Origin of the sequence: Maribacter sp. BPC-D8 (assembly GCF_035207705.1) — a bacterium.
In the GTDB taxonomy this organism is placed as follows: Bacteria; Bacteroidota; Bacteroidia; order Flavobacteriales; family Flavobacteriaceae; genus Maribacter.
The window spans coordinates 3,184,368-3,211,339 of sequence record NZ_CP128187.1 but is presented as its reverse complement, the minus strand read 5'-3'; the positions used below and the strand labels follow the sequence as shown (position 1 = coordinate 3,211,339).

The window sequence follows — 26,972 nt, the reverse complement described above, 5'->3', positions numbered from 1 at the left end:
TTCACTGAGGGTAGCGGAAGTGAATTACTGAGTTAGAAAAGAGAATATAGAAAATAGAGAAGAGAGAAAAACGCATCGCGCCGAGCGCCACACGCGAAGCGCAAAAAACAAACAATAAAAAAGCGCACTGCGCATAGCGAACAGCGTGTCGCGCCCAACGCCACATGCGAAGCGCAAACACGAACAACCAACAACCAAAGACAAAGCGTATAGCGCGTAGCGTCAAGCGTTCAGCGCAAAAAACCAACAACCAACAACGAAAAAAGTGTACCTAAACAACCACACATACTACAGCCTTCGCTACGGGACTTTCTCCGAGATAGAGCTTTTGCAATTAGCGAAGGCACATGGGGTAACGCAATTGGTATTGACAGACATTAATAATACATCGGCTTGTTTAAACTTTGTTCGTAAAGCACCTGAATATGATGTGCGACCTATTTTAGGTATCGATTTTCGAAACGGAGTAGAGCCTTGCTTTGTAGGGGTAGCAAAGAATAATGAGGGATTTCTAGAACTCAATAATTTCTTATCGCATCACATTCATCAAGACAAGAAAATACCAGATACCGCTCCAGATTTTAAAGAGGTGTTTGTTATTTATCCCTTCGAGAAAGTGTTGGAGAGTGAAAAGAAAGTCTTTGCTGAACATGAGTTTATAGGGGTTTCTGTAAATGAGCTAAAACGACTCCGGTTTTCAAAATTGTTAGAGCAGCGCGATAAAATTGTATTGCTACAGCCAGTCACGTTCAGGAACAAGCGCGATTTTAATGCACATCGATTACTGCGTGCCATAGATAACAACACCTTATTGAGTATGTTATCGGTTACCGAACAGGCACGTGATGATGAACATATGTATGCGATACCAAACTTGGCGGCGCATTTTTCTGAACATAGTTTTATTCTAGAAAATACCCAGCAGTTGATGGATGCCTGTTCCATTCATTTCGATTTTACTACAGGGCGAAAACCTCAGAATTTAAGTAAGTATTTAGGCAGTACCAAAGAGGATGAGGTTTTTCTAGAGCAGTTATGTCAAGAGGGATTGCCCAAGCGTTACCCAGAAATTGACCAGGCTGTATTGGATCGCTTAGCGAAAGAGCTGTATCTCATTAAAGAGATGAATTTTGTCTCTTACTTTCTTATCAATTGGGATATTGTCACCTATGCCCGAAAACAGAATTTCTTTTATGTGGGTAGGGGTAGTGGTGCCAATAGCATTGTGGCATACCTGCTTTTTATTACCGATGTAGACCCTATGGAGCTCGACTTGTATTTTGAGCGATTTATTAATCTGTACCGTGTGAATCCGCCCGATTTTGATATTGATTTCTCGCATCGGGACAGACCTGTAATGACGGAATATATTTTTAATCGTTTCGAAAATGTGGCACTGTTGGGTACCTACGTTACTTTCCAATCTCGGGGTGTAATTCGTGAGCTTGGTAAGGTTTTCGGTCTGCCAAAAGATGAAATAGATTTGTTGTGCGATGGTAATATTCAGGAAAGCAGGTTAGATACTATTTCAACTTTAGTATTGAAATACACACAGCTGCTACATGGTATGCCTAATTACCTGAGTATACATGCAGGCGGAATTCTAATTACCGAGAAACCTATTCACTGGTTTTCGGCGACCAATATGCCTCCAAAGGGATTCCCCACCACGCAGTTCGATATGATTATCGCTGAAGATGTCGGTATTTTTAAGTTCGATATTCTTGCCCAACGCGGACTCTCGAAAATAAAGGAGACGCTTGATATTTTAGAACGTGACCGTCCCGAGGAATTTGCCAAGTTTGATATTCATGATATCAAGGCGTTTAAGAGAGACCCTAAAATCAATAATTTGGTGAAAACGGCGCAGTGTATGGGTTGTTTTTATGTGGAGTCTCCCGCCATGCGGATGTTATTGAAGAAGCTGGAAGTTGATACCTATTTGGGTTTGGTAGCTGCAAGTTCTATTATTCGCCCGGGAGTGTCTAAAAGCGGAATGATGCGCGAGTATATTCTTCGCCATCGTAACAAGGGTAGGGCAGAGGAGCTGGCACACCCAGTGATGCTAGAAATTATGCCAGAGACTTACGGAGTAATGGTCTATCAAGAAGATGTAATAAAAGTAGCCCACCATTTTGCAGACCTAGATTTAGGAGAAGCTGATGTATTACGACGCGGTATGAGTGGTAAGTTCCGTTCGCGAGAGGAGTTTCAGAAAGTGCAAGACAAGTTTATGGATAATTGCCGTAAAAAAGGATATGCCGAGAAACTCATTACCGAGATTTGGGACCAAGTAGCGAGTTTTGCAGGCTATGCTTTTGCTAAAGGGCATTCTGCATCGTATGCCGTAGAAAGTTACCAGAGTTTGTTTTTGCGTGCCTACTATCCGTTAGAATATATGGTGGCGGTGCTTAATAATGGTGGCGGATTTTATAGACCCGAATTCTACGTACACGAAGCCCGTATGTTGGGTGCAACAATTCATCCACCATGCGTAAATAGAAGTAATTCGGGAAATCGTATTTATGGTAAGGATTTGTATTTAGGATTAGGCTATTTGCGGGAATTAGAACAAAGGGTGATGGAGCGTATTTTAAAAGACCGCTTCGTGAAAGGTGATTTTATATCGTTGGAAGATTTTTTGGACAGACTGATAATCTCCATAGAGCAAATCAGTATTTTAATACGGATTGATGCATTCCGATTTACGGATACCAACAAACACGAACTCCTCTGGAAAGCACATTTGTTCTTAAACAAAACCAAAAAAATAGACCACCCAAAATTGTTCGTACCAAAACAACAACATTTTGAAATTCCGTCATTATACAGCACTAATTTAGAAGTTGCTTTTACGCAGTTAGAATTGTTTGGTTTCAGTTTATGTAGTCCGTTTGAACTTTTAGAAGAGGTGCCATTTAATAGTTCCGGCAGTAAAGATTTCGAAAAGTATCTGAATAAAAATATCGATATCTACGGATATTTGATTACCGTAAAAAGCACGAAGACCCATAAAGGCAAAGCAATGTACTTTGCGACATTGTTAGACCAACAAGGGCAAGTTTTTGATGCCGTACTATTTCCGCCAGTAGCAGAGAAATATATGTTTAGGGGAAGAGGAATTTATCGGTTCTACGGTAAAGTGGTCAGTGAATTCGGTTTTTTAAGTATAGAGGTTATTAAACTAATAAAACAAGACTTCATTCAAGATCCAAGGTATGCTGATATGAAGACTAGTGCAAAGGTTTTTGATAAAAAGAGAACTGGAGAGAAGAAAATAGAAAATAGAAGTTAGAGAATAGATAAAAGAACAACAGAAAATAGGGTATAGAAAATAAAGAAGAGAGAAACTGCTATGCGCAATGCGCAATGAGCTTTGCGCAGATTACACGCTCAGTGCGATAACCATTAACCGACAGCCAACACTTGTGCTGAGCGTAGCCGAAGTAACCAACAACCAAAAAGCGTATAGCGTCCAGCGTTTAGCGCACAGCGCAAAAACCAACACTTGTGCTGAGCGTAGCCGAAGTAACCAACATCAAAAAGCATCAAGTACATAACCTAATATCCAAAATAGCAGTAAGAACACAAAAAAGGTTCCAATACAACCACATTTACCTCCGCCTATTTTCTTTGCACCGTACCAGGCACCAAAGAATTGTATTAATTTTTTCATGATGGCAATTTACGAGTTTGTTTGGTTGTTATTGGAGAGAAAAGTAGCTCATAAAGTAGTGTTGGTGTTTAACCGTCAAAATATGAGAGTAACTACTAATTAATGTTTTTATATATAATACGAACTGAAATAATATTCAAACACATTTTTATTAAAAAAATACAAGATCGCATATCTAAATTACTCTAAATATTAACTGCTAAAATTTTTGAATATGAGTTTTGTTTTAGTTGATTCATGTATGGTAATTCTTCTCAAGTGCCTTATATAGCTATAAAAGTCTCAGTAAGTGGTTAGTTTTAAAGTAAGTTTAATCTTGTTAAAATAATATTTTAATGCAGTATTTCGTATTAATCATGCAGTTTGTCGAATACAAACAATAAAGATGGTTGTTGCGTTAAGAAAAAGAAAAAATAAAGAATACTTTTGTGTTAGAACACTAACAAAACCATTAAGTATTAACCCTCTTTTTTAAAGATGGTTATAGTATTTTGTATTCAATATCTAAATGCACTTGTGTTTTTGGTCTAGTTGTTTATGCCCTTCCCTCGGGGGGATGATAATAGACAAAATAACGATTATGATTTACGATTTATTTAGCAACATTTACTTTTTAGCATTCTTTTCAATTGTTTTCTCACTTTTAGTGTCAATGCGAATATATCCGGTAATTATATATTTAGCACATAAAAAGAAATTGATGGACGATCCTATTGAACGAAGTGGTCATGTTAATAAAACAGCAACACTTGGCGGTATAGGTATGTTTATAACCTTTTCATTAGCTATTATTTTACTTGGTATTCTTACCAAGCTTAATCAAGAAGATTTAATAAAGTTATTATCGATATTAGGTGGTATAATTATACTTTTATTTCTTGGTATAAAAGATGATTTATTAAATCTCTCCCCTAAAAAGAAATTTGTTGGGCAAATATTTTCTGCTGCGCTAGTTGTTTTATGTACAGATGTTCGAATAGAGAGCTTTTATGGAATGTTTGGTGTGGGTGATTTGCACTATGTGTTTTCGGTAGTTTTCTCCATATTTATATTTGTGTTTATAATTAACGCCTTTAATTTAATAGACGGCATAGATGGTTTGGCATCTTCTGTAGCTATTATTGTGAATACCTCCTTTGGTGTTTATTTTGCAATGAACAAAGAATACTTATTTGTATTGGTCAGTTTTAGTTTAATTGGTGTATTACTGGGTTTTTTACGATATAATTTGTCTCGTTCACGTAAATTATTCATGGGAGATTCTGGGTCTTTGTTTCTTGGTTTTCTGTTGGCATATCAAGCCATATCATTTTTAAGTGTTAATGAAATGGAACAAACAGCATATACTGTCTCTAATGCTCCTATTATGGTTTTAGCAATATTGGCGTATCCAATTTTAGATACGGTTAGGGTATTTATTATACGAATAAATAATGGTAAAAGTCCATTTTCAGCAGACCGAAATCATATACATCACCGTCTTTTGGATAATGGTTTTTCACATATTAAATCGACCTTAATAGTCGCTATTTGTAATATTTTTGTAATTCAAATAGCATTTGTTTTAAGCGATTTGTATTTAACAGTACAACTATATATAATTAGTGTAGTATTGCCACTTATTTGTTTATTTCCATTCTTACTGGTACAACGCAACGGTAAAATTAAAATAGAGATTCCTAAATTATAATTTTATATATCAAAGTTATCTTATTTATAGTATTTCAAAATTAATGTGTAGAGTTAAAGAACGAAATTAAAGTTTTGGAAAAATCAAAATCATCATTATTTAGTAGGTTCGGAATTAATTCTGATAGGACAAAGAATATTGTCAAACATATGGGGTGGTCTACTCTATATAAAGTTGGAGGTATTGTTTCTGGATTTTTAATAGTTCCCTTAACGATGAATTATTTAGATAAAGAAAATTATGGTGTCTGGCTTACGTTAAGTTCATTTGTAATTTGGTTTTCTTTTTTTGATATTGGTTTAGGTAGTGGTCTTAGAAATAAATTTGCAGAGGCAAAAGCAAAAGGTGACTTGGAATTGGCTAAGACCTATGTTAGTTGTGCATATTTTACCATTGGTTTCATTAGCTTATGCTTAATTGTTTTATTTATAATTTGTAATTTTTTTATCAAATGGTCTACTGTTTTTAATACTACTACGGAATTGGATGATGATTTGAGTATTTTAATGCCAGTAGTTTTTGTTTTTTTTGGACTGCAATTGGTAGTTAAGTTAATTAATACTATTTATGCTGCGGATCAACATCATTCAATTTATCATAAAATAGAATTTGCTACAAAAGTTTTGTCACTTTTAATGGTTTGGGTGCTTCTTAATTTTCAACCAGGTTCACTTTTATTATATGGTGTTATTTTTTCAGCTATTCCTGTGTTGATTTTATTGACACTTAATTTTATTTCTTTTTCATCAACTTATAATAAATATAAGCCATCATATAAATACTTTAAACTAGAATATTTAAAGGAAATTACTGGGATTGGTTTAAACTTTTTTATTATTCAGATTGCTTTTATGGTTCTTATGTCAACTGATAATTTTGTTATCACTCAAATTTTTGGACCTGAGGAAGTGGTCCCTTACAGTATTGCTCAAAAATATTTTTCCATACTTTTTGTTGCTCATACGGTTTTAGTATCTCCTTATTGGTCATCTATTACAGAAGCCTATGTTAATAATGATATAAAGTGGATAAGAAACTCTGTGAAAAATGTTCAAAGAATTTGGTTGATGTTCCCTGTTTTGATGTTGATTATGGTTTTATTATCAAATTGGTTTTATAAAATATGGGTTGGGGATGAAGTTGTTGTTCCCATAGAGTTGTCATGTTCTATGGCGTTGTTTGTTTTGTTATTAACATATCAGTCTATTTATATTCAATTTTTGAATGGAACAGGCAAGATTCGCCTGCAAACTTATATTAGTTTTGTAACTATGACCTTAAACATACCGTTAAGTATATTTTTAGCTAAAACTTTAAACTTTGGATTAAGTGGGGTGGTCCTAGCTTCTTGTGTGATGCTAACTATTCCACTCATATTTTATCAAATACAGTATGAAAAAATTATTTTAAATAGAGCCAAAGGGATTTGGAATCAATAGAAAAATAGCAGAATTTTTACACCATTAAAATATGGTGATAAACTCAAAGATTTTATGGAATTTTATCAAAGTTATAAAGCTAAATATCATTTTTCATTAAATTTTTATAGCCTTTTTTTATTGATAACCTTTATTCCTGATTTTATAGGGCTGCCTGCTTCTTTATTTACTAATGGAATTTGGTTAATAAGGGCAGTTATGGGGTTTTGGTTAATTCATAAGTTTAAAAAGAAAATCTTTATACTTAACTGGGGAGAGAAGTTGTTTTTATTCGTGACATTCGTTTATTTTCTGAATATAGCTATTGATGTTTTTTTGCAAAATTACCCAATTGATCTAGGTAGTCCAATCGATTTGATAGGTTTCTTTTTATGTGTTTTAGTTGCGTTTTCATTTAGATATGAAGATTCTTTTTCAACAAAATCATCTTATTACTTCTTTTTATTTACACTTGCCTTAGGCTTACTAATTGCTTTTTTTGTTGCCATACCTAGTCCACCACCATTAATTGGTCGTTTCGATGCAAATTCAACTGTAAATACAATTAATTATGGTAAAATGGGATGTTCAATGGCTATTGTGGCTATTTATGGATACAAAAATTATAAGTTTAAGTTTAGTTTGTTGATATATCCTCTTTTGGTTTTACTAGGGATAGTTTCTATTATGCGTTCAGGGTCTCGTTCGCCTGTGGTGGTGCTATTGTTAGTTGTTGTTTTCTATGTTCTTTCCGATTATAGTTTTTTAAAAGGTTTGTTCATAGTCTTTTGCTCTTTTCTAATTCTATGGTTCTCTATTGGCGTTATAATTCAATTATCAGAAATGATAGAAAGTGATATAGTGACAAGACTATTGGCTTCAATAGAGAGTGGAGATTCAAGTGGTAGAGATGGGATATATTTAAACGTTTTAGGTAAAATTAAAGATTCTCCGATTTTTGGAAGTTTCTATTTAATCTCGTCAGGAATAGGAAAGGGCTCTTATCCACATAATTATTTTCTGGAGGTATTTATGACTACAGGATTGATTGGAGGTATTCCATTTATAGTTATGGCATTATTATCATTAATAAAATGTTTTCAACTTTTACGATATAAACATGCTGCTGGTTGGATAATATTATTATTTCTTCAATCTTTTTTTTACGGGATGTTCTCGTCAAATTTATTTAGTGCAGAAGATTTTTGGGGTTTATGTTTTCTTGTGTTGTCGATAGATTTAATAACAGCTAGAAATAACTTTAAGGTGAATAATAAAGTAAAAATAATTTGAAAACTTTAATTGAAATTTTAATTAAGGTTTTGTTTTAAATTTTAGTTCAATATGAAAGTAAAAGAAAGTTTCGTTTTTCAAACTGACTCAGAAGAGATTAAATCTGTTTATGAAAATAATAATAATTACGTAATAGAAATTGATGAATCACAACCAAAAGAATATTGTATAATTTATTTCAGTAGTAATAATATTTACTATCCTAATACTCAAGAGGTATTTGATAAAGAAATTGTTGATAATAATAAATTTGAGTGGTATGGAACCAGAATAAAAAAAGGGCACAAACATATTTTGTTGAGGGATATTAAAAAGCAATGGTATTTAACTGGTGTAAACAGTAAAGTAAATAACCCTGTTGCTTTATTAGATTTTTTAAAAGAGGAAACCAAGGGATATTCTGTAATAACAATAGGCAGTTCTTCTGGAGGTTTTGCTGCCGTATTATATGGTCAGCAATTGGGGGCAGATATTATATATTCATTTAATGGGCAGTTTGAAGTAAATTCTCTTTTAAAAAGGTCTAGTGAAATGATTGACCCTATAGTTTTTAGAGAGAATGAAAATAATTTTTTAAATTCTTATTATGATGTGCTTCCTTTCATTAAAAACCCTAACACCATACATTATTTTTGTTCTAGAAATAGTTCTTGGGATAATGAACAATTTTTGCATATAAGCCAACTACCATTAAATATTTACCATTTTAAAACAGGTCATCATGGAATACCTTTCGTCAAATCTATATTACCAGTTATTTTAAACTTGCCTGTTGAAAAATATGATTCGTACATAGGTAAAAAAATGAATCCAGTTCTTTTTTCGATTCGAGTTGGAGGATTAAAACTGACTTTAAAAGGTTTGTGGCAGATTGTCAAACAAGTTATTCAAAGGAAATTTAAAGCTTAATTGCCATTAAAAAAATATAATTTAAGAGTCATTATGAATGAAATCAGTCCTGTGCTTCTATTTTCTTATAATCGTTTAAATGAATTAAAAGCAACTGTTAATAATCTTAAATCTGCAAAATTAGCCAATGAAACAATTCTTTATTTGTTTTCAGATGGTCCCAGATCTTTTAAAGACAGTGAGTCTGTTGAACAGGTTAGAGATTTTTTAAAATCTATAGATGGTTTTAAAAAGGTCATTTATAAATTTTCAGAATCTAATAAAGGGTTAGCATCTTCAATACTAGATGGTGTTTCTGAAGTTTTAGAAACTCATAATACAGTTATTGTTTTGGAAGATGATTTATTGGTTAGCTCGAATTTTCTTGAATACATGAATAAGGCGTTAAATTATTATGAACATAACGAAAACATTTCTTCCATTTGTGGTTTTAATAATACTATAAGTGTAAGAAAATCTAAAGAATATCCGTACGATATGTTTTTTGCAAAAAGAAGTTCATCTTGGGGATGGGGAACATGGAAAAAGAAATGGATTGGGATAGATTGGGAAGTTAAAGACTTCAGTGAATTCTCTCAAAATAAACCAGAAATTAAAGAATTTAATAGCTGGGGTAGTGATATGTATAGTATGCTTAAACGTCAACAAAATGGTGAGGTTGATTCTTGGGCTATTCGTTATAGCTACCATCAGCATAAGAATAAATTATGGAGTGTTTTTCCATTGGTTTCAAAAGTTAAGAATATTGGTTTTAATGATAATGCGACAAATACAAAACAATCTAATAAGAGGTATGATGTGCATTTAGATATAACTTCTGAAATCGATTTTAATTTTATGAAAGAGATAAAATTAAATCAAAATATCATTGCTGAATTTAAAGCTTTGAATAGTATTAAAAATAGAGTGAAATATAAAGTGTTAAACTTTTTTCGATTTCAATAAACTAAAAACAACTCATTATTTTATTTAAAATATGCGACAGAATAATTCTAATACTATCGAGAAACAGTTAATAAAGCCTTCGATACTTTTTATTATGCATTTACCACCGCCTATACACGGTGCGGCTGTTGTTGGTAAAATGATAAAAGATAGTGAATTGATTAATGGTCCGATAAAAGCAACATATATAAACTTATCAACTTCAAACACTTTAGAAGAAATAGGGCACAAGATATGGTCGTCGACTTTGTGGTTCTTAAGTATTGTTTTTAAGATAATTAAACATCTTATTTTTAATAAGACGGACTTATGTTATATAACATTAAACGCTAAAGGACTGGGTTTCTATAAAGATTTTATCATTGTTATTTTTCTAAAGTTATTTAGAAAAAAAATTCTCTTCCATTTTCATAACAAGGGGGTAAGTGAATATGAAAATCGCCGAATTGACAGGTTTTTATATAAAATATGTTTTAAAAACACAAAAAGCATTTTGTTAACACCTTTGTTGTATCATGATTTGGCTTCTTTTGTAGATGAGAAAGATGTTTTCTATTGCCCAAATGGTATCCCTGAAATTTATAGTAATAATATACCTACAAAGTTTAAGAATAACCAACCGTGTACATTTCTTTGGTTATCTAATATGATGATTAATAAAGGTGTCGTAACCCAATTAAAATCTTGTCGTATATTAAAGGAAAAAGGAGTTGATTTTAAGTTTCATTTTGTAGGTGCCTGGTCAGATTTTACAGAAGATATGTTTAATGAAACTGTTAAAGAATTTGATTTAGAAGGAATGGTGTTCGCTCACGGTAAAAAATATAATGAAGATAAAATAGATTTTTTCTTGAATGCAGATGTTTTTGTATTTCCGACCTATAATGACACCTTCGGTTTGGTTATTCTAGAAGCTATGCAAGCAAGTTTGCCAGTTATCACCACTTTTGAAGGTGGTATACCAGATGTAGTTGAAGATGGAGTAACAGCTTTTTTAGTTCCAAAAAAGAATGAAGAGGATTTAGCGAAAAAAATGGAATTATTAGCAAATAATCCAGAATTACGTCAACAAATGGGTAATGCTGGTAGAGTGAGGTATGATAAAAATTTCACACTTGAGGTTTTTGAAAAGAGATTTTCAAAAATTTTAAAAAGTGCAAATAAATAGATTATAGTTGTCAATATGAATATAGTAGAAAGATATTACTGTAAAAGAAAATTTTATCCGATGATGATTTTCTTGTTTAATTAAAATTATCCTAACTAAGATTTAAGATAAAATAAGAAATAATAAGAATTGAAAATGAAAAATGCTCCCGTTGAACTAGAATTTGATTCAGAAAATAAGGAATTGACATTTAAAAATTTACTTAAAAGATATATTAATTTTTGGCCTTGGTTTTTGGTAAGCTTTATACTTTGCTTGTCGTTAGCTTTTTTATATCTACGTTATGCCAACGTAATTTATTATTCTTTTGCGAAAATTAAAATCACAGATGAAACTAAAGAACTTAATGTTTCGGCAGATGCATTGTCTATGCTTGGTAGTAATTCTAAAATAAATATTGACAATGAAACTGAAGTACTGAAATCATTTAGAATTCTTAGTCAAGTTGTAAATGAGTTAAATTTAGATGTTCTTTATTTTAAAAAAGGACATCTTAAAAATAATCGAAGCTCGGAACCTGCCTTTAGTATAATTAAGGATATTTCTGAAGACAGTTTAAAAAGACCAGTGTTGTTTAATATTCATATTGATACTGATGAAATAGAGGTAACAAATGATGATGATTTTAAACGGCACATTTCTTTTTCTAACTTAGATTCTGCATTAGTTGGACTGCCATTTCGTATAAAGTTATCTTCTGGTTTGAACTATGAAGATTTTGAAAATACCACGTATAGGGTAGAACTGCATTCTAAAAAAGAAACTGTTTTAAGTTTAGCTAGAGATTTACAAGTGGCAAGAACTTCAAAGGATAGTGATATTATTGAATTAGCCTTAAAAGGGCAAAATCCAGAACTTTCTGAAGCAATTTTAAATACTGTAATAGCTAAGTTTAATCAAGATGGTATTTTAGATCGTCAACAAATATCACGCAGAACAATTGACTTTATAGATGAACGATTTTTATACCTCTCGACTGAATTGGACTCTATTGAAGGTGGGAAACAAGATTTTAAACAGGAGAATAATTTATCTTATATAGAGGCGGATGCTGAAGTATCTTTAGACCGGAAATCCGAAACTGAAAACAATGTAGCTAATTTGGAAACTCAAATTTCACTTTCAGCGCTATTAAAAAGATCTGTTATAAACCAAGGAGCATTTGAGTTATTGCCCGTGGATGTAGGTTTGGAAAATTCTGGTCTTAATAATATTGTAAGTCGATATAATGATTTAGTACTTCAAAGAAATAAATTAAAAGAAAATGTAGGTGAGCAACATCCCAGTCTTATGACTATATCCGCACAATTAGACAACGCTAAGGTGAATGTTATAAAAACTTTAGATATTTATGATACTCAATTACGAACTTCATTAAAGCAACTGAATCTAGAACAAAGTAGGGTAAATAGTGTTTTTGCTCGATTACCAGAAAAAGAGAAAAAACTTCGTTCTATTGAGCGTCAGCAAAGTATTAAAGAAAACCTTTTTCTATTGCTATTACAAAAACGGGAGGAAGCAGCTATAAATTTAGCAGTTACCGAACCTTCCATAAAAGTTGTAGATTATGGATTAACAAATAGTATTCCTGTTTCGCCAAATAAAATCATACTACTAGGGGTTTCCGGCTTGTTAGGTTTGTTTTTGCCTTTTGCCTTTTTATATGTGCGATTTGCTATTGATAGTAAAATTCGTAACCGACAGGATATTAAATATGTATTACCTAATATTCCTTTTTTAGTTGAAATACCACATTTTAAAGTAGAAAAATTATTTAATGGAATAAACGATCGTTCTCCTTTGGCTGAGTCTTATCGTATTTTGGCAACAAATATTAATTATTTGTTGCCAAGGGAAAAAAATATATCAAGTAATGTCATCTATGTGACTTCCGCCGTTTCAGGAGAAGGTAAAAGTCTTTTATCTTATAACCTTTCTGTAGCATATGCTAGTGTTAATAAAAAGGTGTTATTGGTTGGTGCAGATTTACGAAACCCTGAACTACATAATTATTTAGGAATGAACATTAATTCAGTTGGTCTTACTGATTATTTATTGGACGCTAAAATGAATTGGAAAGATTATATACACTCTGGTGTGCAAAAGACCACTAATCATCATGTTTTATTAAGTGGAAGTATCCCTCCAAATGCTCCTCAATTATTATCTAGTGATGCTTTTGCAGATTTTATAACAGATGCCAAAAAAGTTTTTGATATAATAATTGTTGACACAGCTCCTATTATTCCTGTAACTGATACTTTGCTAATATCGAATTTTGCAGATGTAACCTTGTTTGTTACACGAGCAGGATTTACTGAAAAAGAAATTTTGCAAGAGGCAGTAGAACTTAATAGAAATGGAAAACTTAAGAATATGGCTTTTGTACTAAATGATGTCAAATTCGATTTGCGAAAAAATTATAATTATAATTATTCTGGAACATCTAAAAATTAAATTAAATGGAAATGTTTTTTAGTTTACGAAATGTGTTTCTTGTTTTGATTGCTGTTTTATGGAGCAATCTAGCTTACACTCAGATTAAAATAGGTGATAATTTACAAAACCTAAATTCATCTTCTCTCTTGGAACTTGAAAGCTCTACTAAGGTATTTGTAATTAATAGAATGAATACAACTCAAATGGAGCTTTTAATACCATTAGAAGGCGCAATAGTTTATAATACAGATATAAAATGCCTACACTATTTTAATGGGACTAATTGGAATAACTTGTGCCATGACTCTAACAATAGTTCCCTTTCAATTACAGATAATGGTAATGGTACTTTTACGGTTGACAATGGAGAGAATCTTCCGTTTAGTTTTGACGGCGCTAGTGAATCAATAACAACATTAGGTTCAAATGGAGACAATACCTATACTTATGTCAATGAATTAGGCGTTGAAACTATCATTGATTTGAATATATCTCAAACTACCTTACTCTCTACCTTAGAAAATAATGGTGATGGTACATACACTTATACTGATGAAGAGGGTAATCTAACAATTATTGATTTAAATGGGTCACAATCTTCCATAATCTCTACATTAGTAAATAATGGTGATGGCACTTACACTTATACTGACGAAATAGATAATCAAACCACCATAGATTTAAATAATAATCAATCATCTGTAATTTCTACTTTGGTAGATAATGGAGATGATACTTATACGTATACCGATGAACAAGATATTGAAACTACTTTTGACTTGAGTAATAATCAATCTACTGTGGTTTCTACTCTAACGGATAATGGTGATGGGACTTATACTTATACAGATGAAGAAAATACCCCTACTACCTTTTTTGTAGGAAATATTAATGGACGTCATTTTGGAGATGCTGGCTCTATTTTTTTTGCGAATGATACTACCGGTGACCCTACTCAAGATAACAATAATTTATTTTGGGATAACCAAAATAAAAGACTTGGAGTTGGCGTTTCAGCCCCTTTGAGTACCTTACATGTTAATGGTACTACAAGGACAAATAGAATTAATAATGGTATTGGTACTGCTAGTTTTCCTGGATATCACTTTAGTGTAGCCTTTAACTCTGGAATGTTTGCATTGTTATCTGGTGAGGTAGGGTTTTCTGTATCAGGTAATGAATTAATGAGGCTAGGTCAAAATCAACGAGTAGGTATTAATGTTCAGGCACCACAAGCAACACTTCATGTAGGTGGCAATTTGATAGTAGATGGTACAATTACTACTTCGAGTGGTACATATAAAAATAATGCAGAATCTAATGTAAATACAATTCGAAAATTGATCAAGAAAAAGGAGGCAGTTTCAATAGTAGATAACACATTAATAATAACTTCAACCGTTGAGCAATTAGTCATGCCAAGTGCCTTAGCTTCAAATCTAGGACATATTTTTATGTTTAAGAATTTAAAAAATATTCCCGTTCGGATTAATCTACAGTATGTAGATATGAAAGGTAATAAATTAAGCTTTATACCTAATAATGATGTTATATGGTTACAAAGTGACGGAAGTGAATGGCAACAAATTAACTGATTTTTATTTGGTTGATTTATCTAAGAATTGAATATAACAGATTAAAAGCTGTTTAAGATTTAAATAAATAATAACCATTTGGTTTTTAATTATATAAGAAACACTAAGCTTGCAGGTGAAATAAAATGTGAAAGATTTAATAATTTACTACAGTTAGCTTAAATTAATGTTCAACAGCGCAGCTTATTCGCATATCGGCGCTTATTAAAAGACCCCCTAATGAGAATTTTAGATTATAATATTGTTACCAAATTACCTAAATTACCTTTACACAACAAAGTTGTTATTAATACAATAAATCCTCATAGTTATTGTGTAGCAGAAAAAGACCCTTCTTTTAAAAGTGCATTATTAGCCTCTGATTTTTTGTTGCCAGATGGAATTGGTATTGTGTGGGCAGGTAAAATGTTGAAAAATAAAAAATTCAATAAAATTGCTGGCTATGATATTTTTGTACACTTGCTTGCTTATTTAGAAAAAACGAAAGGAACATGCTTTTTTCTTGGTGCATCAAATGAAACTCTTAGTTTGATTGATGCAAAAGCGAAAATTGAATATCCAAATATTAGAATAGGTTCTTATTCTCCGCCTTTCAAATCAGAATTTACTGTTGATGATAGTTTGGAAATGTGTAACCAAGTTAATGAGTTTGGTCCTGATGTATTATTTGTTGGTATGACGGCACCAAAACAGGAAAAATGGGTAGCTGACAATAAAAATGATCTTGATGTACAAATTACATGTTGTATAGGAGCTGTATTTGATTTTTATGCTGGTACAGTAAAAAGACCTTCTCAGTTTTGGATTAATATAGGTTTAGAATGGTTGCCTCGTTTTTTAAAAGACCCTAAGAGGTTAGCGAGCAGAAATTTAGTTTCTACACCTAAATTTATTGTTGAAGTTCTTAGTTTAAAATATTTTGGTAAGCATTTTATTAACTAATGTTGATTAAACTTTAAAGTTTTTGTATTTCTAATTCTGCCATTTCACCAAATTTATTGCGTTTTTTAGTCTGTAAGCTTTATTGCTCGTACAGTCGGTATACTAAATCTCTAAATCTTAAAAGTGTGCTAAGCCAGTAGAAATGTATCTTAAGTCAACATTAGCTTGGATAGAATTCTGAATTATGTTCTGTTTGAATTATTTTTGATTAAAATTATAAATATATGGCTTCAGGTTTTTTTGCAATTTTAGATGATGTAGCAGCACTTTTAGATGACGTTGCTGCTATGAGTAAAATAGCCACTAAGAAGACGGCTGGTATTTTAGGTGACGACTTAGCCGTAAATGCAGAAAAAGCTTCAGGTTTCGTTTCTCAGCGCGAATTACCGGTATTATGGGCCATAACCAAAGGGTCGTTGCTCAATAAAATTATAATTCTGCCTATCGCCTTTCTATTAAGTGCTTTTCTACCCTGGGCAGTAACTGTAGTTTTGGTGCTTGGTGGAATTTACCTTGCTTTTGAAGGTGCTGAAAAAATTCATGAATTCTTTGTGCCTCACGAGCATGCACATATCTCTTTGGAAGAGAAGGTTTATACTGAAGAAGAAATTCTGGCACTAGAAAAGACCAAAGTGAAATCTGCTATAGTTACCGATTTTATATTATCCATAGAAATAGTAATCATCGCTTTAGGTGCTGTTATAAAGGAGCCTTTAGTTACCCAGATTGCTGTTGTATCGGTTGTGGCCTTACTAGCTACGGTAGGTGTATATGGCATTGTTGCCCTAATTGTACGTATGGATGAGTTTGGTACACGGTTAATTAACCTAAACGAAGAAGAGAATAGTATTTCTGATAAAATAGGAAGGTTCTTTGTTAATGCACTACCTAAAGTAATTAAAGCATTATCGGTTATAGGAACAATAGCGTTACTATTAGTTTCGGGCGGAATATTTGTCCATAATATAGACTTCTTTCATCACCTGCTTCCGAATGTTCCTAGTATGTTGGTAGAGTTTGTAGTGGGGCTAATTGTAGGTTTCGTGGCACTATTACTTTTTAATGGCGTTAAAAAGCTTTTTAAAAAGAAGTAATTAATATGCTCTAGCCTCGCCTTTTATTGCGTTATAAATTGTTAAGAATACAATTTTGGCATCTAAAGCAAGCGACCATTTTTCCATATAAAAAATATCATATCGTACTCTATTAACGATATCTGATCGATCAACAATTTCACCTCTGCAGCCTTGTATTTGTGCTAAGCCCGTAATGCCTGGTTTTAGAAAATGGCGAACTAAATATTTATCTACCGACCCTTCATATTCTTGGGTGTGAATTACCATGTGTGGTCTTGGACCAACAACACTCATATCCCCCATTAAAACATTGAAAAATTGAGGTAACTCATCTATACTGGTTTTTCTTAAAATTTTGCCCAATTTAGTAACTCTGACATCACCTTTGGTAGCCATTTGAGTATCGCTCGTAGTACTTTTGGTCATAGATCTAAACTTATAACACCAAAACACATCTCTATTGACCCCGTGGCGTTGTTGTTTAAAGAACAAAGGTCCTTTAGATTCAATTTTCATGAAAATATAGACTATCGGTGTTAACCATGACAGCACAAATACAATCGCAAAGCTTGAGACCAGAATATCGAAAATGCGTTTTATTAAATTTGAGTAGTCTAAATCTAATGGTGAAGCCCTTAAGTTCAAAATAGGGACACCTCCATATAATTCTAACGACATAGCTTTTGAAAAAAGCTCTTTATTATCTGGAATGATTTTTATTCGTTTAAGACTATTATCGGCAATTTTCATTACATACTGTATTTCAGCCTTAGATAATTTAGAAGCCATACAGTAGACTTCTTCTACATTGTTTTCGAAAATATAGTTGAAAGAGCTTTCTATATCCCCTAAACAAGTAGGGTGATCTGATTTTACATTATCAAAATAGCCCATATACCGATACCCGTATTCTGGATTATCGAAAATGTGTTTTAATTTTTGCAGGTTTTTGTCTTTACCAATAACAACAACTCTAGTACTATTAAATCCTTTCGCTCTATATAATTTTTTAGACCAATAAAATAATACCCTAAACAAAGTCAGTAGAAAACAGATTTGCATATATACCAATGATAGGTAGACAGGTGTGTACGAGTGCATGCCCAAAAACACGAAAGAGGTGAAATAGACCAAACCATAAATAACAAACAATACAACAAAAGTTTTAAGATTGGTCATAAAACCATCTCTTCTAGCCGTAGGATAGAAGTTTAAGCTATACGTGGTTATAAGCCATGTAAGATTATAATAAAGTATGCTATAACCATTAAAATAGGTATCGGGTATATAGGCATATAGTGTTATGTTAATTAACAGTATATGCACCACAAATGATAATGGTATTATGAAATTCGATCTCTTCATTTAAGCTTTTAGTAATGGTTGGTCAAAGAGCTAATGATAGGTTATTAATGTTGACCTATAGCTTTACAGCTGCAGGTCAACGTTAAATTTAAGGTTGATAGAAATCTGTAGGTAAATAACTAATTAATTCTTAGCGGTATACCAAGAATATACTTGTTCTATTCCTTGTGATAAAGAAACGGTGTGTTTCCATCCAAGGTCATGTAATTTTGAGGGATCTGTTAATTTTTTTAGTGTACCATCTGGTTTTTCGGTGTTAAAATATAATTCACCTCTAAAACTGATTTTCTGCTGTATAAGTTCTGCTAAATCTTTAATAGTGATATCTACTCCGGTACCAATGTTGATGTGTGTATTGCGTACTTCTTTGGTGTCTTGTGAATAGCAATCTTTGAAATCTCGCTGTTCCATTAAGAAGACACAGGCGTCTGCCATGTCTTCGCTCCATAAAAACTCTCGCATCGGTTTACCTGATCCCCAAATTTCCAAGTAAATTGTGTCATCTTTTCGTTTAATACCGTACTTGTCTAAAACAGCAAGTATTTCTTTTTCAGATGAATTTCCATTCACTCCTTCAATAGGCAAAGCATTTAAATCTTCAGCAATGGCATTCCAATCATTATTTTCCAAAGCCTTACCTAAATGCATCTTTCTAATTAATGCCGGTAATACATGCGACTTTTCTAAATCGAAATTATCATTAGGACCATACAGATTGGTAGGCATCACAGAAATAAAGTTTGTGCCGTACTGTAAATTGTAACTCTCGCACATTTTTATACCTGCTATTTTAGCAATGGCATAAGGTTCATTCGTATACTCCAAAACATCGGTCAACAAATAATCTTCTTTCATCGGTTGCGGACAATTTTTAGGATAAATACAAGTACTACCTAAAAAGAGTAATTTTTGCACCCCATGAACATAACTTTGATGAATAACATTATTTTGAATCATTAGATTCTCATAAATGAAATCTGCCCTATAGGTGTTATTCGCAACGATACCGCCAACTTTGGCAGCTGCAAGAATAACATAAGATGGTTTTTCAACCTCAAAAAAGGTTGCAACATCTGTGGGGTTAGTCAAATCTAATTCTTTATGAGTTCGGTAAACTAAATTCGAATACCCTCTACTTTCAAGATTCTTAACTATTGCACTACCCACAAGACCACGGTGACCCGCGATATATATTTTAGCTTCTTTATTTAACATTTGGTATTATTTACCTATGATTATAAGAATTGATATTGACAATTATTTATTCAAAATAATTATAGGTTACATAACCACCTTTTTTCAAATATTGATCTTTTTGCATCAATTTTAAATCATTTGTCATCATGTCTTTTACCAAACCTTGTAAGTCATATTCAGGGATCCAGCCTAATTTAGTATTTGCTTTTGTTGCATCACCAATTAATAATTCAACCTCTGTTGGTCTAAAGTATTTAGGGTCAACAGCAAGAATTTCTTTTCCGATTTCAACTTGTATATCTGGGTTAGAACATGATTTAATATATCCTTTCTCTTCAACACCTTCACCTTTAAACTCTAGTTCAATACCCATTTCTGCAAACGCCATTCTTACGAATTCACGAACAGGAGTAGTTTTACCAGTTGCAATTACCCAATCTTCTGCCTCTTCAGCTTGAAGAATCATCCACATCATGCGAACATAATCTTTAGCATGACCCCAATCTCGTTGTGCATCTAAATTACCTAGGTATACTTTATCTTGTAAGCCTAAACCAATTCTTGCAGCTGCTCTTGTTATTTTTCTAGTAACAAAAGTTTCTCCTCTAATAGGCGATTCATGGTTAAAAAGAATACCATTACATGCGAACATGTCGTAAGCCTCTCTATAGTTTACTGTAATCCAGAATGCATACATTTTTGCAACTGCATAAGGGCTACGTGGGTAAAACGGAGTAGTCTCTGATTGAGGCACCTCTTGCACTTTACCGTATAATTCTGAAGTGGATGCTTGGTAAATTCTAGTCTTTTTCTCTAAACCTAATAAACGTACGGCATCTAAAATTCTAAGTGTACCCAAACCATCTGCATTACCAGTATATTCTGGAACTTCGAATGAGACCTGAACGTGGCTCATAGCCGCTAAGTTGTAAATCTCATCTGGCTGAATTTCTTGTATTAATCTAATAAGATTAGTACTGTCTGTCATATCACCATAATGAAGTACAAAATTTCTGTTCTCAATATGTGGGTCTTGATAAAGATGATCAATTCTGTCCGTATTGAACATAGACGCTCTTCTTTTAAGACCGTGTACTTGATATCCTTTTTTTAATAAAAATTCGCTTAAATAAGCGCCGTCTTGACCTGTGACTCCAGTGATTAATGCTACTTTCATACTATTGTAAAATGGATTTATAAATGTTTTTTTTTCAATTTCAATTTTAACTATTACCAAGTATCATAGTTTTATACAATACTCTAAATAATAGCGTAATAGTTTACAAAATTAAACGATTTTTTCTTAATTAGTATAACTAGATTATTGAAGGCAAAAGCTCAATTTTACCATTAACGAGATAACAATAATTAAAGTATCAGAAGTCATTAAGATTAAATGTAAATATTCTTAATCTTGTAACTATGGTTAATGGTTGTGCTGCAAATTTAGGACATTATTTATGTATTACAGATCAATGCAAACAAACCTTAGACCAATTAATGATATAATCGTTGAACTGTGTTTTTGATCTATTTTCATAATTGTAAAGTGTTGTAATCTTACTATATATGGGATTTTCTGGTTGATGATTTATTAAGTTAATGTGTGGTATTATTACTCCTTTATTTTTTTAGGTCATAGGATGTGGCTGATTTTAGTTGCCAAGTAATCGCTTTGTAGCCTTCGTCTTACTTGGTCACGTGGTAATTGTTGAATTTAACTAATTAACAAAGTCAATGGATTATTTATGGTTGAAGGGATTGAAAATTTACGGTTCTAAATGAACTTGTAGATTGTATAACAAGGAGCTTCTTTAAATTGGAATCTGTAAAGTCAAATAATCATTTTGATATTATCATTTTAAAAGAAATTTTGTTAAATTTTAGTAAAATTCATACAAAAGTGGTGTAGATATTAATATTTATATTAAGTTTATTTAATCAAAGCTTAATGAATAATTTTAGTCTATTTGAAATAGTACTTGAGCTCTGATTTATAATATTTATTGTTTTTCCCCGTTATTTTGTCAACTTAAACCACCATACGATGATATCTAACATTTTAAACGGGAAGCTAACATTTCCTTATCAGAAGAAAAAGTTAGTTTCTCTTGAAGATTGCTACATGCACCTTAAGCCTTATTTTAGCTTAAAGAAAAGTGCGAAGAGTAACGAAACCGATAACGTATTGGTTCGTGAAAAATCTAAGAGTGCACAAGTTAAAAATGCATTCAACGCCATTGAGCAAAATCAAATTTTGTACGCCAAAATTATGACCGAAAGGTTGTTGAAAGTTTAGGTGATTAGAAGATGAGAATGTTTTCTTTATGAAAGTGTTTTCTATTTTAAACAAGTAGTGCTCAATTGGTACTTAATATAAAGTGTAGTAATGAATTTTATTGATTCATTACTATACTTTTTGTGTTTTAAAATTAAATGTAATGGCTATTAAAGTTTGCCATTTTTAGCCAATCGGTACACGTCTAAAAGTTTAAAAATCACCATAAAATTTTGATTTTTTCTTCCAATTTAAACACACATCTAATATTCGCTACAGATCAGCGAAACTAAATTTCTATTCTATAGATTAATAATATATTTATAGCACAATGTTATAATTGTAAATTTTTAATCGCAGCCATGATGATGATCGTTTAATGAATTCAACATCTTTAATTTGTTTTTAAATAAGTAGTAAATACTTGATTAAAAGGAATAAAGAAACTTTAAATTATAAGATCTTTGTGACTGTTGGTTCCCCTAAATTTTGAATTGCATTAACCTATATTATTTAAAAAACTTGGAAGTACTAACACATTTTAACCCTTTTGAAGGTCCAGAGATAAAGCATATTCTGCACACTACAGATGCGCAAGAAGAGATTTGGTATTCTTGTTATTTTGGTGGTGACGATGCGAATAAAGCGTATAACCTCTCATTGACTATTGAGTTTGAAGGTAATTTAGATATTACCGCCTTGCAATGGTCTGTTGACATGCTTATTAGTAGGCACGAAGCTTTACGTTCTGTATTTAGTCCCGATGGAAAATTTATTAATGTATTTGCTTCCATCATAGCAAACTTAGACTTACAAGATTACTCAAGTCTGTCGGCTGAAGAGAAGGAAGCTGCCATAAAAAACTATACCAAGAACGATACTGGTAAAGCATTTGACCTAACCAAAGAACCCTTAATACGATTTGCCGTTCTTAGAACTGAATCGGATAAATTTCAGTTTATAATGACTACACATCATATTGTATGTGATGGTTGGTCTTTAGGTATTATCATGCAAGAATTAGGCGCTTTGTATTCTGCAAAGGTCAAAAATGTAGCTCATAATCTTCCTGATGCTGTACCATATACTGAATATGTGGCGCATCAAAATGAAATAAAAATAAGTCCTGAATTCAATCAAACCGAACAATACTGGTTGAATGTCTTTCAAAACGATATTCCGATAACTAATCTTCCGACAGATTTTAAACAGATAACGAAGAGAACCTATAACGGTGCGCGTATCAATCAGTTATTAGATAAAAATGTAGTAAAAGGTATTAAGCAAACCGGAATTAAAGGTAACTCTAGTTTGGTACTTACCTTAATGGCGGCTTTTGAAATTTTGCTATATAAAATTACCGAACAAGAAGGTATTGTGCTTGGGTTGCCTGTTGCAGGGCAATCATCAATGGGGGCAAAGCATCTTGTTGGGCATTGTGTGAAGTTGTTACCGATGAAAAGTAATCTAGATATTAACGACAGTTTTATAGATTATTTAAAGAAAAGAAAATCTGCCAATTTTGATGCTTTCGAAAATCAAGAATTGTCATTTGGTAGTTTATTGAAGAAGCTTAACATTCCTAGAACTCCTGGTAGAGTGCCATTGGTGCCGGTAGTTTTTAATGTGGATATGGATTTGGACGATGGCGTTACTTTTGAAGGACTTTCATATCAATACCATAGTAATGAACGAGAATATGAAACCTTCGAATTATTCTTAAATGCAACAGGGTCGAAAGATAATATAGTGTTGGAGTGGTCGTATAATACCAACTTATTTAAAGAAAGTACTATACAGGCTATGGGCGAAACGTTCAATACTATTTTAAATAAATTGATTGAACAGCCTAATGCTAAATTATCTGAAATACTAAATAGATCGAACGAAGATAGTATCGTAACGGGAGTGTCATTAGATTATCCAAACACTACGCTTCATGAGTTGTTATATAAGCAGGCTACAAGCACACCAACTGCAATTGCATTAGAATTTAAAAACGAGAAGGTTACCTATGCAGAGTTGCAGCGAAAAATAAATAGTACTGCTGTGTACCTGTGGGAAAAAGGCATAAGAACCGGAGATACAGTTGCTATTTCATTGGATAGATCACCTGAGTTAATTGCGACGTTATTTGCAATTCTTCAATGTGGAGCTAGATATGTGCCTATAGATACCGGCTACCCTGATAATCGAACCTTATTGATGATTTCAGATGCTAAATCGACGTTCTTTATTTGTGACAAATCAAAACAAGCACTTGAGCATGGTGTCAAAACGATTTTCATTGAAGAATTAAGAATCAAAACAAACGAAACTAGTGAAACCATAATTGATGTAAATGTGCCTTCTGATGCAGGAGCATACATTATATATACTTCTGGATCTACCGGTAAGCCAAAAGGAGTTCAGGTAACACATAATAATGTTGTGAATCTGTTGTTTTCGATGGGCAAAGAGCCAGGTATTACACCAAATGATAAGATATTCGCAACTACCACTATCTCTTTTGATGCCATGGTGATGGAGATTTTCTTGCCATTGGTTCACGGTGCAAGTGTGGTATTGGTCGATGAAGAAACACGAAAAGATGGACACCTTTTATTACAAAAGGCAATTGAAGATAACATTACGGTAATTTGGGGAACACCAACCATCTGGCAAATTTTATTAGATTCTGGTTGGAAAAAACCATTGCATATAAAAGCACTTATTGGTGGTGAACCAGTTTCTAAAGCACTTTCATTAAAGTTATTAGAAAAGGTTGATGAAGTTTGGAATATTTACGGACCTACGGAAACCACGGTGTGCTGTATACTTACAAAAATTTCAGATCAAGATGATCCGATTACCATAGGGAGACCTATTGCAAATACCAATATTTATATTCTAGATACCAACGGTAAACCAGTGAGAACTGGTGAAGTTGGAGAAATCGTAATTGCTGGCGATGGTGTAACCAATGGGTATTTAGGTCAACAAGAACTTACCAATGAACGTTTCGTCAACAATACTTTTAAAGCGGAAACGACCACTAAAATGTATTTATCGGGAGATCTAGGTAAACTTTTACCTAATGGTCAAATTGAATGTTTAGGTCGTAAAGATGGACAGGTTAAAGTTCGCGGACATAGAATTGAACTTGGCGAAATTGAGCATTCTTTAAATAAACTGAAAGGAATTCAATCAGCTGCTACCGATGTTAGAAATAATGCTTTAAAAGCATATATAGTTTATAATGGTAACGAATGGGATACAGATGTTGCGCTTTGGAAAAAGCAATTAGCGGCGGAGTTACCCGTTTTTATGCTACCTCATGACTATATTAAATTAGATAAACTGCCCGTAACGATCAACGGTAAATTAAATAGAAAAAGTCTACCAGATGATACGCATATCATCACTACTAAAGAGGAGCGTGTTCAACCTTTTACCAAAGCCGAAAAATTAGTTTCAGAGGTTTGGAAAGAGTGTTTGTTTTTAGACAACGTTAATCTAAACGATGATTTCTTTGAATTAGGTGGGCATTCGTTAATTGCTGCAAAAGTAATGACTAGGCTAGAAGAGAAATCTGGTCAGCGATTACCTTTATCTTCTTTGTTCGAATATTCGACGGTTAAAAGTCTGGCTAGTTTATTAAAAATTGAGGAGCATACCGTAACCTGGGATTCTTTAGTGCCAATTCAAAAAAACGGATCTAAAACACCGCTATTTATAGTTCACGGTGCAGGGTTAAATATACTTTCTTTTAAAACTTTAAAGGATCACATGGATGCTGATCAGCCTATTTACGCTTTTCAGGCGAAAGGACTAGACGGTAAAGAAGATTTGTTACAGACGGTCGAAGAAATAGCAGCACATTATAATGAAGCTCTTTTGGCAACACAGCCAAAAGGACCCTATAAGTTGGCGGGTTATTCTTCTGGGGGTATTATCGCCTATGAAATGGCAAAACAATTAATGGCAAAAGGAGAAGAGATTTCTGCTTTAGCACTTTTAGATACCTACGCATATGCCCATTATGGCAAGAGTACCAGTTTAGGCAAAAAGATGGCTTATTTTAATTATTTAGCGAATAAGACCCTACATGTTTTAAAGCAATTATCAAGTGTAGAAGGATTTAAATATAGAATTGGAGTCACTAAAGCTAACTTGAAGAAATTGTATTTAAGAGTAAAGAAAGATAAAGCTGCAGTATCCAAAACGGATTATGATTGGGAGTACGAAAGCCGAATTATTGAGCATAATAAGGTTGTCGATAAATATCATTTACAACCATTGGCTATAAAGGTCGACTTATTTAGAATTGAAGATGTTATTGATTATACGCACGATAGCGTAAATCTTGGCTGGAAATCTTTTGCAGAAAACGGAATTGAGCTACATTATGTACCAGGTGACCACCTGAGTATGTTTTATCCGCCAAATGATAAAGTCTTGGCTACAACGCTGCAAAAGGTTCTTGATGACAATAGTAAGGGCTAATATTGTAATTAGTCAAAGTTTAAGCATTTATACCGAAGTAAAAATTACTTCGGTATAAATGCTTTTATGCATATAGTAAGAGAACAATTTCTGCTATTTTTTGACGAAGAAAACTGCTTCTCATCTACCAATAATTACCGGTATTTTTAAAATTTATTTTGGTATCGAAGAACGTTATTTTTTTCTCGACGAAATTTTAGAACAGAAAAAAATATTGAATGGCATAATTAATAACAGTTTTTGTTGTATAAAACTGAAAACCAGTTAATTAACTTATTTTTATATTCAGAGTTCTACTTTTTTGCTACTTGTTTGAAACAGAAATGTTTATGATATTTAGTAATTTTACTGCATTGTTTATTTACATTATTTTATACAGGAACTTTAATTGAAAGTATTCGTAAAACATTAATGAATTAAAATTTTTATTTAATTATTAAGTTATTCATATAGCGTTTTAAAACGATTATGATATTCCTTTTGAAAAACAAGTAAA

General features: G+C 32.5%; 17 protein-coding genes. 13 read left to right on the top strand and 4 right to left on the bottom strand.

Annotated features, from left to right (window positions below):
• Positions 1 to 265: 265 nt before the first annotated feature.
• Positions 266 to 3,295 (top strand): DNA polymerase III subunit alpha, encoded by a 3,030-nt coding sequence (locus QSV08_RS14105; protein ID WP_324024146.1) that lies wholly within the window; start codon positions 266 to 268, stop codon positions 3,293 to 3,295.
• Between the two features lie 243 nt (positions 3,296 to 3,538).
• On the opposite strand, the gene QSV08_RS14100 is transcribed toward QSV08_RS14105, so the two are convergent.
• Positions 3,539 to 3,676, bottom strand: coding sequence for a hypothetical protein (locus tag QSV08_RS14100; RefSeq protein ID WP_324024144.1), 138 nt, complete (start codon positions 3,674 to 3,676; stop codon positions 3,539 to 3,541).
• A 580-nt stretch (positions 3,677 to 4,256) separates the two neighbouring features.
• On the opposite strand from QSV08_RS14100, the gene QSV08_RS14095 reads away from it, so the two are divergent.
• The 10 genes from QSV08_RS14095 to QSV08_RS14050 all read left to right on the top strand — a co-directional run bounded on the left by QSV08_RS14095 (position 4,257) and on the right by QSV08_RS14050 (position 17,169).
• A complete protein-coding gene (locus tag QSV08_RS14095) occupies positions 4,257 to 5,366 on the top strand; it encodes a glycosyltransferase family 4 protein (RefSeq protein WP_324024142.1) in 1,110 nt (369 codons plus the stop codon).
• A gap of 74 nt (positions 5,367 to 5,440) precedes the next feature.
• Positions 5,441 to 6,805, top strand: a complete 1,365-nt coding sequence (locus QSV08_RS14090; RefSeq protein ID WP_324024141.1) for a lipopolysaccharide biosynthesis protein — start codon at positions 5,441 to 5,443, stop codon at positions 6,803 to 6,805.
• Positions 6,806 to 6,859: 54 nt separating this feature from the next.
• Positions 6,860 to 8,077 (top strand): O-antigen ligase family protein, encoded by a 1,218-nt coding sequence (locus tag QSV08_RS14085; protein WP_324024140.1) that lies wholly within the window; start codon positions 6,860 to 6,862, stop codon positions 8,075 to 8,077.
• 51 nt (positions 8,078 to 8,128) lie between these two features.
• Complete coding sequence (locus QSV08_RS14080) at positions 8,129 to 8,986, top strand: hypothetical protein (protein WP_324024138.1); 858 nt, start codon at positions 8,129 to 8,131, stop codon at positions 8,984 to 8,986.
• Between the two features lie 33 nt (positions 8,987 to 9,019).
• Positions 9,020 to 9,931: a glycosyltransferase gene (locus tag QSV08_RS14075; protein WP_324024136.1), complete on the top strand. Its 912-nt coding sequence runs from the start codon at positions 9,020 to 9,022 to the stop codon at positions 9,929 to 9,931.
• 31 nt (positions 9,932 to 9,962) lie between these two features.
• The gene (locus QSV08_RS14070) at positions 9,963 to 11,099 is read left to right on the top strand and encodes a glycosyltransferase family 4 protein (protein ID WP_324024134.1); all 1,137 of its coding nucleotides are present in this window, start codon (positions 9,963 to 9,965) and stop codon (positions 11,097 to 11,099) included.
• Between the two features lie 135 nt (positions 11,100 to 11,234).
• Complete coding sequence (locus QSV08_RS14065) at positions 11,235 to 13,556, top strand: GumC family protein (RefSeq protein WP_324028376.1); 2,322 nt, start codon at positions 11,235 to 11,237, stop codon at positions 13,554 to 13,556.
• 5 nt (positions 13,557 to 13,561) lie between these two features.
• The gene (locus QSV08_RS14060; protein ID WP_324024132.1) at positions 13,562 to 15,133 is read left to right on the top strand and encodes a hypothetical protein; all 1,572 of its coding nucleotides are present in this window, start codon (positions 13,562 to 13,564) and stop codon (positions 15,131 to 15,133) included.
• Between the two features lie 219 nt (positions 15,134 to 15,352).
• Entirely contained in the window at positions 15,353 to 16,075 is a 723-nt protein-coding gene (locus QSV08_RS14055; RefSeq protein WP_324024130.1) for a WecB/TagA/CpsF family glycosyltransferase, read from the top strand.
• A gap of 224 nt (positions 16,076 to 16,299) precedes the next feature.
• Complete coding sequence (locus QSV08_RS14050) at positions 16,300 to 17,169, top strand: DUF808 domain-containing protein (protein ID WP_324024129.1); 870 nt, start codon at positions 16,300 to 16,302, stop codon at positions 17,167 to 17,169.
• On the opposite strand, the gene QSV08_RS14045 is transcribed toward QSV08_RS14050, so the two are convergent.
• From QSV08_RS14045 to gmd, 3 genes are all read right to left on the bottom strand, one after another.
• The gene (locus QSV08_RS14045) at positions 17,170 to 18,516 is read right to left on the bottom strand and encodes an exopolysaccharide biosynthesis polyprenyl glycosylphosphotransferase (RefSeq protein ID WP_324024127.1); all 1,347 of its coding nucleotides are present in this window, start codon (positions 18,514 to 18,516) and stop codon (positions 17,170 to 17,172) included. It lies immediately after the preceding gene.
• Between the two features lie 123 nt (positions 18,517 to 18,639).
• Positions 18,640 to 19,731, bottom strand: coding sequence for a GDP-L-fucose synthase family protein (locus QSV08_RS14040; protein ID WP_324024125.1), 1,092 nt, complete (start codon positions 19,729 to 19,731; stop codon positions 18,640 to 18,642).
• 46 nt (positions 19,732 to 19,777) lie between these two features.
• Positions 19,778 to 20,890, bottom strand: coding sequence for a GDP-mannose 4,6-dehydratase (gene gmd, locus QSV08_RS14035; RefSeq protein WP_324024124.1), 1,113 nt, complete (start codon positions 20,888 to 20,890; stop codon positions 19,778 to 19,780).
• 870 nt (positions 20,891 to 21,760) lie between these two features.
• Between gmd and QSV08_RS14030 the strand changes: the two genes are divergently transcribed.
• On the top strand, positions 21,761 to 22,012 hold the full coding sequence (locus QSV08_RS14030; RefSeq protein WP_324024122.1) for a hypothetical protein: 252 nt from the start codon (positions 21,761 to 21,763) through the stop codon (positions 22,010 to 22,012).
• Between the two features lie 501 nt (positions 22,013 to 22,513).
• Positions 22,514 to 26,476, top strand: coding sequence for a non-ribosomal peptide synthetase (locus QSV08_RS14025; protein ID WP_324024120.1), 3,963 nt, complete (start codon positions 22,514 to 22,516; stop codon positions 26,474 to 26,476).
• The last annotated feature ends 496 nt before the right edge of the window (positions 26,477 to 26,972 follow it).